4 protein-coding genes and 1 tRNA gene (1 of these 5 cut by a window edge) are annotated in these 12,431 nt (G+C 44.7%); 2 read left to right on the top strand and 3 right to left on the bottom strand.

What is annotated here, in order from left to right:
* Positions 1–834: the 3' portion of an alanine/glycine:cation symporter family protein gene (locus NI389_RS10650; protein WP_308359852.1), read on the top strand. It extends 582 nt beyond the left edge of the window; only the last 834 of its 1,416 coding nucleotides appear in the window; its start codon lies off the left edge, out of view; it ends in the stop codon at positions 832–834.
* A 112-nt stretch (positions 835–946) separates the two neighbouring features.
* A tRNA-Pro gene (locus NI389_RS10645) sits at positions 947–1,023 on the top strand.
* Between the two features lie 139 nt (positions 1,024–1,162).
* Here the strand turns inward: NI389_RS10645 and NI389_RS10640 are convergent.
* The 3 genes from NI389_RS10640 to NI389_RS10630 all read right to left on the bottom strand — a co-directional run bounded on the left by NI389_RS10640 (position 1,163) and on the right by NI389_RS10630 (position 12,379).
* Complete coding sequence (locus NI389_RS10640; protein ID WP_308359850.1) at positions 1,163–2,986, bottom strand: HEAT repeat domain-containing protein; 1,824 nt, start codon at positions 2,984–2,986, stop codon at positions 1,163–1,165.
* An 84-nt stretch (positions 2,987–3,070) separates the two neighbouring features.
* Positions 3,071–11,668, bottom strand: coding sequence for a putative Ig domain-containing protein (locus NI389_RS10635; protein WP_308359848.1), 8,598 nt, complete (start codon positions 11,666–11,668; stop codon positions 3,071–3,073).
* 270 nt (positions 11,669–11,938) lie between these two features.
* Complete coding sequence (locus NI389_RS10630; RefSeq protein WP_308359847.1) at positions 11,939–12,379, bottom strand: tellurite resistance TerB family protein; 441 nt, start codon at positions 12,377–12,379, stop codon at positions 11,939–11,941.
* Positions 12,380–12,431 lie beyond the last annotated feature (52 nt).

Raw genomic sequence — 12,431 nt, 5'->3', positions numbered from 1 at the left:
GGTGGTTTAAAAACCATTTCTCGCTTTGCTGAACTGGTTGTGCCTTTCATGGCGCTCGCCTATCTATTACTCGCACTCTATATATGTGCAATAAATGCCGAGTTATTACCATCCGTGTTTGTAAAAATAGTTCATAGTGCATTTGGCATGGAACAAGCAGGTGCTGGCGCAATCGGTTACGCCGTAATGCAAGCCATGATCCAAGGAATTAAACGCGGTTTGTTTTCCAATGAAGCGGGTATGGGTAGTGCAGCAAACGCAGCCGCTACAGCGACGCCAAACCCAAATCACCCAGCATCACAAGGTTATGTGCAAATGCTAGGGGTATTTGTTGATACGCTCGTTATTTGTAGCGCGACAGCGGCAATAATTTTGCTTTCAGAAGCCTATGCTCCAGGTTCAGAGCTGACCGGCATCGCACTAACGCAGGCGGCTCTTGTCAGTCATGTTGGCGAATGGGGGGCGAGTTTCATCGCGATTGCGATTTTATTCTTCGCATTCACCTCTATTGTCGCGAACTATTCCTATGCCGAGACAAATTTACTGTTTCTAGAACATAACCATGAAAAGGGATTAATGTTATTCCGTTTGTGTGTACTTGGTATGGTGATGTGGGGCTCACTCAGTGAACTTGGCATTGTCTGGACACTGGCAGACGTATCCATGGGTTTTATGGCGATTATTAACGTTATCGCTTTATTTATGCTTTCAGGCGTCGTGATTTGGCTAACTAAAGATTATCAATCGCAATTAAAAGCTGGACAAATTCCAACGTTCGACCCGAGCAAACATCCGCATCTTGCTAAAACTTTACCTAAAGGCATTTGGCATTAGATTCATTTTCGGCGCTAGGTAAAAGTAGCGCCTACCTTCCGATTATTAAGTGTGCAATCAACACCTAAGCAGTTGCCTTTTAAAAAAATCTCCGTATAGTAAGGCCCGTTGTCGGCATATAGCGCAGCCTGGTAGCGCACTGTCATGGGGTGTCAGGGGTCGCAGGTTCAAATCCTGCTATGCCGACCATTCTTCCTCTCCCCTATTTCTGAATCTACTTTATCTTTCTATTTCCCTGATCCATCAATCATTTTTAATGCTTTGAACACGCAAACTTGACACGTGACTGAATGCAATCACGCGTCAACAGACGATACAGACAACTTACTTACTGTCTTGGTGCGACATAGCGATAGATCAATCGCTTTTGTTGAAGGGTCAAATTAGGCTGCTTGAGTAACTGCTGCAATGATTTCTCTGCTTCTGGGTAGTCACTACTGTATTTACCTAAATACTGAATAAGGTTGCCCTGCTCTGAAACGTTTTGTGTGAGGTTTAATCGGCTGCTCGCCCACTGAATACTTTTTTCCGTCGGGACTGCATTGACTAATGACTTGGTTGCGTTTTCACGCAAACTTTCCGACTCAACCGAATCCAACTTGTCGACTAAAGCATCCGTCGCATCGGGTAATTCTAAATTTGCCAATGATTCAAACGCGCTCGCAACAACTCGATCACTCTTGTTTACGGTGTACTGTTCAAACGTCTCTATAAAACGTGGCATCCTTGAATTACTGAGTGCAATTAATACTTCACTGGCTTGCTCTTCAGTGTTTGCGGTATCTAAACGTCGTAGCATTGCTTTGCTTAACGAATGTTGTATCTGTTCGTCAACTTCATTTGCATTGATAAGTGACCCCAACGCGTAAAGTGCCATACTCGACAGCTCTTTTTCATCCTGTGATCCATCATTCGCTTTATGCTCATACACCCACCACAACCCATCGATTAACCCCTGAGTGGGCCGAACGAAATCATGACTATAAACAATCGCTCGAGTACGAATAAGAAGATCGAATTCGTTCTTTGACATTGCATCAGCAAACGCTTGCTGCGCTTCAACCGTACCCGATTCAGTCATTGCGTACCACAGCCGTAAATCTACTTCATCCGAGATTTCAGCAAGATGTGTATTCATATACTCAATCAGTGCACGCACTTGCTCTGGATTTTCGCGAAACCATGCCGTTAACTGTTCAATCGCTTGATCTTCGTCGGCAATTATCGCTTTAGAAAACCAAGTCACTATATCACTGTTACTATCAAAACTTAGAGCTTGTTTGCGCTGGCTAGCATGTTGAGCACGTTGGGGTTGCTGATATTGTGCTCGTAACTCGTCCATGGATATGCTGTGTTCAAGTTTTTTATCAACACGTGTTGCAGTTAAGGTAATGTGCTGAGTTAATTCCATGACCCGCTCACTCCCTTGTTGAATCTCTATTCTTTGTGTCGAAACCACCGAATCGACAAGAGTTGTATGTACATTCAGCGTAATTTGGTCGACGCTTTCTTTGAGCGAAAGTATTGAGTTTGGTAAGTCGAACATCGTCTGACTACGAGTTTGGCCTTGTAAATAGTCGGTTTTAATTCGCTCTAGGTGTTTTGCATCTTCTTGTTTATAAGTCGCATGGTAGAACCCCACATTATCCTGTTCCGTCGTTTGCCAAATAGAGGCTGATTCATCGTCTCTGACTACTTGTAATTTTGAAAATAAATTAAGCAGTAAATCACGCTGCGGCTCACTGTAGGTGAATTCAGTCTCATCCAGTTGCCAAGCTCCGTTATTCGTCTTTTCTACTAACACCGCTTTTGCTAACTCCATCGCAATTTCTGGGTCAGTGCCTTTTAGCATTTTTAAGTACGCGATTCGTTTCGTCGGCTGAGCATCCGTATGTTGCAATACGATTATGCCGGAGATGTTTTCTTCAATGCGTTGCAGAGGTGCATTCACAGGGCTGTTAAACAAGGCCGACATAATAGCTCCACTATTTAAACTGCCACTCGAGTTCAACTCAAACTGGTAAGCCTGTATCTCAGGATGACTAGGTGTACTGTCGGTTGACGCGCTCTCTTGTCGCGGTTGCATGATTGCTACAACCAATAAAGCAGCCACACCAACAACACCTGCAAATAAACCGATTTTTTTAATCATATTCTCTACCAAAAAGAAAGGGGCTAAGCCCCTTTCCAACTAAACCAACTTAGATAGTCACCTCAGATGGTGAACCAACATCTATTATTCAATTGTGATCACTGGCGCATTTCGTTTGTTAAATTGGTAACCATGGACTTGGCCTACAATATCAACCGACTTACACCCTTTCGGGAGTTTATAACGCTCGTTAAAACTCTTTTTCAGTGTCTTTTTAAATTGACCATTACACCCCGACAGAGTCAGGTAATCTTCTGGACTGAGGACAATTTTCATCCAAAGAAGCTTAAAGACATTTGCCTCTGCAATACGACCTTTCGCAGACACGTATGCATAAGTGGACTTTGGTTGTTTGATAACGAGTTTCGTTTTTACCTTCAATGCAGCCATTTTAGGCATACGATACTCTTTCATTTCGCCCCACGTTTTACCCCCTTTCCAGAGGTTGTTCGTGTTGCGCGTCCCACTCCACTCCATAATTGTCTTAGACTTTTTATTCCATTTAAACCCTAACCACTTTGGCTTTTTCCATTTGGCCCACACAGATACCTTACCATCCAGATGACGACGAATAAAATCAAGACTCGCATTAAGTTCTGCGTAATCGCCACCCAGCATTCGGAACGTCGTCGAGAACGGCGCATCGAGTCGCATCAAGTTAAGATCGACCGATACACCCGCTTTCGCCACCCATGCATTCACCGATACCCCACCAGAGGCGTCAATCGATGCATAAGGCCCTATTGTACTGCCTAATATATTTCCACGTGCGACATAAACATTCCCAGTGATACCGGCTTCGCCTTTAATTGCACCTTTAAGGGTAAATTTGATGCCCCAGTAGTAATAGTTCTTTTTCTTTTCTTTTTTCTTGTACTTGCGATACCTTTCTTTACCTTTACTATCGCGCGTTTCCCAAAGTACATAAATGTCATCACGGTAATAGTCACCGACAACCTTTTTCTGTTTCCAGTAAACCTGTCCAAACACTTTAACCGTGTTTTCCCAGTAACTGTTGTACGGATCTTCCAATGCCGCACCATAGAAATCGGCGTTCAAGACATCATGTTTACCGCCAAACATGTACACTTTTAAGTGTCCACCAGCGTCAAAAAAGCCTTCATACGGAATATTTAAATCGCCCACACGATAGCGAAGACGACCATCCAGTCCATATTCAATGCGGAACTTGGATTTATTACCACCACTGCCGTTCATACCCTCTTGCGCGAACGTGACTATCGTTCCTCGCGCTTGGTCTACTGCATTGTTGGTACGTGATGATGTTTCAGGTTTAACGTCATCATGAAGATAAATCACAGGAATACGAAAAGTATTGTTTAAACGCTGTTCAGGGAGCTCATCCAATTGAGCATCTGGGTCCAATTCAATGACTAGCTCGCCTTGCACATCAGTGCCATTCTGCTTAAGTGCATCGTATAACGCTTCGGTTGCATAAAGCTCAACACTAGCACCCATTTCTTCACCTGTGCGCACGCTTGCACAACTTTCTTCTTCAGGGCACGCAACATCAAAAAGCCAATCAGAGCCATTCAACAGCTCAGTGACCTGACCATTTTCATCAATGGCCAATGCATCATCTTGTTCCGTGGCTTCACGTTGACGAGTGCGATTTGTTAGATTGAGCGGATAACGGCCTAATGTTGCTGATTCAAAGAAAAATTTCGTTGTGAGCGGATTTACCACATTCGCATAATCTGATGTGACAGAAAAGTTAGCTTCTAACAATGGCGCTTCCGTGTTTAATTCGCGCGAATCATCAGGACGCTCACCAAGGACGAAACTGTAGTTGTTTACGTTTGCGGACAGAAAACGTACATCACTCGATATGTTAGGTGAGTAAATAACGTAGCCTATAAGTAGATTCGATAAAATCGTTTCACTTTCTAAATCCTCTGCAAGTTGGGTCACCATTCGCACTTCAAACGCGCCCGCCGGAATGTCTTCATCAAAACCCAGTACATGGTTGATGTCATTGACACCAACCTGCAGATCAATGGCTTCTTGACCGACAAGATACTGTTCTTGAGTGAGTGTGTCCTTCAGTACGTAGTGCATTACTGCCCCAGATAAAAGTACATCACTTCGAATCCCGATATGTGCTGCCAACTCATTTTGTTCATTCGTCACAAACGTACTTGGCGACCCGACTAACTCTAGCTCAGCGGCTGAAACAAGTGGGCTTGCAACCAAACCAAGTACCGCAATGGTCTGCATAACGCGTTTCTTACCTAAGCGGCGGAGCATGACCACAGCCATCATAAACACTAACAACCAGAACATACTTCCTCCTGACTTGGTGTTATTTGTGTCTGGTGTTTTATCACCATTTCCATCACCTGTTTGTGGTTTCACCGTAGCGATGACACCTGGATCTACAATGACACCATTGGCCTGTTTATCATCGTCATTTGGTCCACCATCTTGGAGCGTGATTTCGAGACACTCATTTCCTTCTACAAGTCCTGGTACATAGTCTTCATGACCAATCCAAGGACACACTCCGAGTGTTGTTGGCGCAGAACGAAGTACGTTATGTGCATCTTCCACAAAATCAAACCAACCCAAATTAGCGTTGTATTTACGATACTTCGCGTCTTTTGGTAAAGGTACATTCAGCGGCAGAACTAACTGAGTCTGTTCACCTTGCTTGACATTGTGAATCTCAAAATCCCAGACTCGCGTGACGAAGTCATAGTGACTGTCAGTAGCCGTGAATTGTTCAAGGAATACGGAACCACTGCCTTGAGTTAGCGCTTGTTTACCCGCTTTTAGAATCGTCCCAATTGCCGATTCTGCAAGTCGCTTCTCGCCATTGGCGTTTTCTACTTCCATTTGGTTTTGGGCCAAATAACGATTGTCTAGATAGTCAGGAATGTTATCGTTGTCGCTGTCGCCCAGCCCTTCTTCGACATCAGGAACACCATCACCATCTGAATCTTCAGATGAACCAGGCTCAGCCGCTAACACTGAAAAACGATATACCGCAGAGGTAGATAAAGGTTGTGTACCGTTGTCCGTCGCATTTAATGTGATTTCGTATAGCCCTTCTGCTAATGCACTTGGGTCAAATGCAAAACCGGTGTTCGATGGCGTGTTTGAGCCAATCGCACTCGGCACTGTCCAGTCAAGTGTGATCTCGTCTTGATTCGCGTCAGTAACATCAGCGGCTACCTGTACCATTCCACCATCACGCGTGATCCAAATGGCAGGAGCGCCATTTTGTAGGACGGAAAGTGAAATCGCCGGTGCTAGATTTGCAGAGGTAACCTCTATCGACACGGTGTTAGCAGTTCCGATGTTTGCAAATGAAAGTTCATTTCGAGCCGCAAGCTGAGACAAACGAACGCCTAATTGCCCTTCAAATTCATCCGTTAAACCTAGCTGCGCAACATCGATTAGAATGGCTTGTTCAGCATCCCCTTGTGCAAAAGAGACGCTACCAGTTTGCAATACACTTTGGTCTTTTGCATCAAACACTTCAAAACCAACGCTAAGTGGATATACAGGCGATTCACCATTCGTTTTAACGCTAAGCTTAACCACACCATGGTGCGATGTTGTCATTAATTGCCCGCTTTCTAATAGGCTAAGCATTGGGCGCACGTAGACGTCTTGGATTGTAGAAGCGCTGTTACCTGCACTGTCCTTCGCCGTTAACTCAACACTGTGCTTACCCGGCGCCAGGACCAACGCGTCGCGTTGAATTTCAATCACTCCGTCATTCAAGTCATAGGCATAATCTTCTTCAAACCATTCTTCATTGAACCCTGTCAAACGCTCAGTAGCGTTTAACCACACCGGTGAGCGAATCACAAACGTAGGTGGCGCTGAATCAAGTTGAGGATTGAGGCCATTGAGGTATTCATATTGGTTCGTCAAACCATCCGAGTCTAAATCCAGCTCTGCATCCGCCGCATTTTCTGGGTCTAAATCGTAGCGACGCTCGAATGCATCAGGCATAAGATCGCCATCGCTGTCGAGGTAATCTTTACCATCAAGAGGGTCCGTACCTTCAAGTAGCTCTTCCCTATCAGAAACTTGGTCTGCATCAGAGTCTTTGAAGTCAAACGCATTCAATGGATCAGTACCATCACGTTTTTCTTCCGCATCAGATGTCCCATCACCGTCACTATCAAGGTAATCAGTGACATCAAACGCATCGTTACCCGTTAAGGTTTCATGGAAATCAGGTGCACCATCGCCATCACTATCAAGGAAACTCGCTAGATCGTTTGGATTAGTGCCTTGCTCAATTTCAATAAAGTCAGGTACCAAATCGCCATCAGAGTCTTTATCTGATGCATCATTGGGGTTAAATCCAAGTCGCAACTCAAGATAGTCAGCAAGACCGTCACCATCAGTATCTTTGAAACTTGCAACGTCGCTTGGGTCCGTGCCCTCGCGAGCTTCGATGTAATCAGGCACACCATCTTTGTCGGTATCTAGATACACATTGCTATTGGCTTCATCCGTTTGTTGTACGAACTCAACAAAGTCTGGTACGCCATCCTCGTCGGCATCTTTGTAACTCAGCGGGTCATTCGGATCCGTGTTAGTCCAAAGCTCAAGTACATCCGATACTCCATCGCCATCACTGTCTTTAAAGGAGGTAGGGTCGTTCGGGTCGGTTCCATCATTTCGCTCAACACTGTCACGTACACCATCTTTATCGGTATCGATATCTAAACTCAGCGGATCAAAGGGGTCCGTATTTGCTAAGAACTCCTCGTAGTCCGATACGCCATCGCCATCACTGTCAATCGCACTATCTTCATCTTCTGGATTTGAACCCTGTTGAATTTCAATTACATTAGGAATGCCATCACCATCGGTGTCGGCAAATGAGCTGCCATCTAACGGATCAGAGCCTTCTCGCAGTTCCGCCGTATCTGGCACACCATCACCATCAGTATCTAAATAGCTATGAGGGTCATTAGGATCCGTGCCTTGCTGAACTTCAACGTAATCAGGTGCACCATCGTTATCGGCGTCCACAAAACTTGTGCTACTTGTTGGGTCAGTGCCTGCAATCCCTTCTTGGAAATCAGGTACACCATCCTGGTCCATGTCCGTGAAAGATGCAGGGTCATTCGGATCGGTACCAAGCTCTATTTCAAGTTGATCCGATACACCATCATGGTCCGCATCTGGAAAACTTGTTTTATCAAATGGATCGGTCCCGGCAAGACGCTCATCTTCGTTCGTCGTGCCGTCACCATCGGCATCACCACCATACTCAAGCTTCAGCTCAATAGGCAACGACGTTGTCTCAATACCATCAGAGACTAAAACCGTGATTGGGTAACTTTCTGTGATCCCTGCTTTAACATCATCAAAAGTAATTGGTTTCACAATCGAAATGTGACCGCTCTCATCGATAGTGAACGAATCCGCGTACTCGCCCGCCTCTAGAGCAAACGTAAAACTGCTTTCTTTATCGATATCCTTCGCTTCAATCTGCACTATTTCTTGCTGGTCAAAACCAAAAGAACTGTACGCAGAGTCTCGGCCGTCAGGTATGAGTGGCGATACAATTTCAGGTTTATCGTTTTGACCAATGATGTCGAACTCAACGAGTTGTGTAACTTGCGCACTGCCTGGGACGACACTTTGAACGGCGATGGAAAGCTGCTCTAACGCTTTCTCGTCTTTGCGAAGGGGTTGAACTTTATCTTCAAAATTCGCGTCTGAAAGATAAGGCTCCATCAGTGCGTAGTACTGATATGTCCAAACACTCCCATCAAATTGAAGTTCACCGTATTTTCCCTGATACTTATCAACAACCACATTGGCGGGATCTTTCTCAATGTCTTCAATTTGTGCCAGCAGTTTTTCTGCCGTCAACAAAACACCGTCAACGTTATCTTCACTCACTGGTGTTAGACGTAGTACCCCTTTGGAAGTAGGCTGGTCGTCAATCGGTGTTACGGTAAACGAAATAGCTGCTGATGCATTCAGCTCACCATCTGACACTTCCACCGCAGCGGAATCGGCACCGAAATAGTTCGCTTGTGGCGTATATTCAACACCGGTAATCTCTTTCAAAGCAATGCGCTGATTTACGGATACTGGCTGACCATTAAAGGTGAGCTGACCTTGTGTTGGGACACGAGTAAAGACGACTTGCAATTCATCTTTACTGTCTTTGTCAGTTGCATTTAGCGTCAAAAATACTGATGTATCTTCCCGCAACTCAAACTCTGCATTGTCAACCGTTGGCGTATGTTTAACGTCGCGAACCTCAACCGAGAACGTATTAGAGGTAGACTCACTCAGGCCATCGGATACCTTCACTCGAAGATTGGAGTAAACACCGATGTGCTCTTCTTGCGGCGTCAAAATTAAACGTCCATTCGATGCATCCAATGACATCCATGACTCGCCATTCACAAGCGATAGTGTGAGCACATCTGAATCTTCATCACTCGCAGTAATACGAACGGTTTTTTCTTCGCCTTCATCCAATACAATGCTCGCAACAGTGCCTACTTCGGGTGAGTCATTGACGTTGCGTACCGTCAAAGAGAAAGGCGCGAGAGAAACGGTTTTCCCACCACTATCACTCACAGAAATTACAATATTGTCCGTCGTACCAATGTTCGCTTGCCTAGGCGTACCTGATAAGCGACCTGTTTTAGTATCAAACTGAGCCCAACTTGGGCTATTTGTAATACTAAACTTCAGCACATCTCCGACATCGACATCCGTTGCAGTCGGCACAAAGTTGTAGGCTGAATCTTCCTCTGCTGTGACTACGGGTGTGCCAGAAATAGTAGGCGCGTCATTCGTGTTAGTGACTGTCAGATTAAATGCAGCCAACGCCGTTGAGCTGTTTGAGCTGTCTTTCACTGAAATGACGATGTTCGAGGTCGTACCAACATGCTCGTTCGTCGGTGTGCCTGACAATTTGCCTGTAGCAGGGTCAAAGGTTGCCCATGTTGGCCGATTAACAATACTAAACGTCAACGTATCACCTGTGTCTATGTCACTGGCGGTTGGTGTAAAGCTGTAGGGAGAATCTTCTGCTATCGTCGTTGCTGGCGTACCGGAAATTGAAGGTGCATCATTGACGTTTGTGACTTGCAAGTCGAATGCAGTAAGCGTTCCTTGACTACCTAAACTATCCGTTACTGAGATGACAATGTTCGATGTCGTCCCGACGTTCGCATTCCCCGGCGTGCCTGATAATTTACCTGTCTTATCATCAAATGTAGCCCAACTGGGAGGGTTGATAATGCCAAATGTATGGGTATCACCGTAGCTAATATCGCCGTCCGTCAATGACGGTGTAAACGCATAATTTCCACCTTGTGCGATGGTTGTTACCGGAGTACCTGACAGGGTCGGCGAACGGTTGACAACAACATTCAGCGTAACGGTTAGATCCGCATAGCCATCGGTTACAATGTATGTCAGAGGGTCAACACCTGTAAATCCACTTTTCGCTGTGTAGGTAATGTCACTGCCCGAAAGACTGACGCTACCGTTTGTTGCATTTATAACACCTTTCAACGAAAGCGAATCCCCATCAGCATCCGTGACTGACTTTAAATAATCGTTAATAGACGTAGATTCATTTGGTTTAACAAGCACTGATCGACTTGAGGCCGTTGGCGCTTTATTCACACATGCCTTTACGCTTGCATTCGGCACACAAGGATCGCTCGGCTCCGAATCTTCGCTGTTTTTCACGCCGTCTTTATCTTCGTCGCGATCACCAAATGCACTTAAGGCTGAAGTGAGGTCACTGGTTAGGCCGGTTAAGTGATAAAAGCTGGCCTTTTTATTTGCCGCGAGAGTACCTTTATCTTGAATAAGATAAATCGCCTTGTCTGAGGTGATCGTTGAATTTACCGCTGGTTGATCTGTCCACAACGAGCCATATAAGTCAAATTCGTTGAATTCTCTATTATAATGTACTCGACTATTTGGCTGGTTAGAGACCAGGTAGATACTAACGCCTGTTGACGTGCCTTTTGCTTCAACAGAAACTTGGTTACTTGGCGCTTGAGACAATACGGTATTTCGGGTACTTGACGTTCCACCCATACCACTTGATTCTTGATCAGGGTCTAGGCCTCGTGCAAAACGTAAATCTGTAATTTCTACCGACGTTAGGTTTTCCACCTCAACAAACGACACATAATATTGATCAAGATCGCCAAAATAATGTGTAATAGTCACTCGAATATCTTCGTTTTCCCCAACCCAACGGGCTTTCAACTCACTACCTGTTGATAGGTTTTCGATAGACTTAAATTTAAGTGCTTTAGGACCTGAAGAGGGCGATGTTTCAGCTCTTCCTTGCAAAATAGAGGTGGTTACACCTTCTTTTTTATAATTGAGCATGAAACCTTCGAACTCGGTTCCTGGTAGGAAAAAATCAACGGTACTGGCTGGATTTCCTTCATCAAGGCCATCCATGTCAGCAAAAAGACCTAAACGGTATTGACCAGATTTTTGATAGTAGTGAAAGTCAGAAGGAACTGAAACACCGGCTTTTGTTCCGAATGTACCAAGTTCGTTTACGCCAATTGCAAGATATTTACCTTTGAGAAATACCTGATTCTCTGCCAGTGCAGAAACCGGGTTCGCAGCCTGTGCGGACATACAAAGGCCAGCAGCAAAGACTGACAAAGCTGATTTGAGCAACCTCAAGCCTATCTCCTAGTTGTTATTTTTCTGGCTTGATAAGTTAGAAAACCACACAAAACTCAACCAATCGCAACGTGTCCCTGTACACGGTTTCAGTTTGCTTTTTTATCATCCAGATGGGTGAAGAGAAAAATGGAGGCCGGATGATAGATTATTGTTATTTTTTATTCAATTACATGCGATTACACTTTAGAGTTTTTACACTAAAGTATGATATAGCTCTATTTTAGCAACACAAAAATACGGTTTAAGTTTCTTATTTCGGGGCGTAGTTCACCCTTTATTGGCGCGTAATTTTGCAACAATAAAATCTTCATGCGTCACGTAAAGTAAACCCGCTATACGACGGATAAGATGTTCTTCATGACGATCTATTTCTCCATCCGCTAATGCCATTTGCCACAACAAGGTTAAGATATCGATGCGCTCTTCACTGCTGGTTTGATTGTTTATCGCTTTAGAAAAGGCATAAAGATCGATGGCTTCATCTACTTTGCCCTTTGCATCTTGCACCAGTTCTTCAGCTTCTTGCGACGTTAGGGATAATCGATTTTGCAACAAACGAATCGCTAAGGCTTGCTCTTCCGGATGCAAATTCTGATCGGCTTGCATCACTTCCACCAGCAACGCGCCCAGCGCAAGATTGAATTCATGTTTCGGAATACCTGAACTTTGATCACTGATACATAACCAATTTTTAATTTTCGCGAGCATGTTGTCTCCATTCATTCTAAGCTACACTAGTGACAAAGGATCCGTCGTAAAA

It is taken from the genome of Pseudoalteromonas xiamenensis (assembly GCF_030994125.1).
GTDB lineage: Bacteria > Pseudomonadota > Gammaproteobacteria > Enterobacterales > Alteromonadaceae > Pseudoalteromonas > Pseudoalteromonas xiamenensis_B.
The sequence above is the reverse complement of the archived record's forward strand: the minus strand, read 5'-3'. Positions and strand labels throughout refer to the sequence as shown.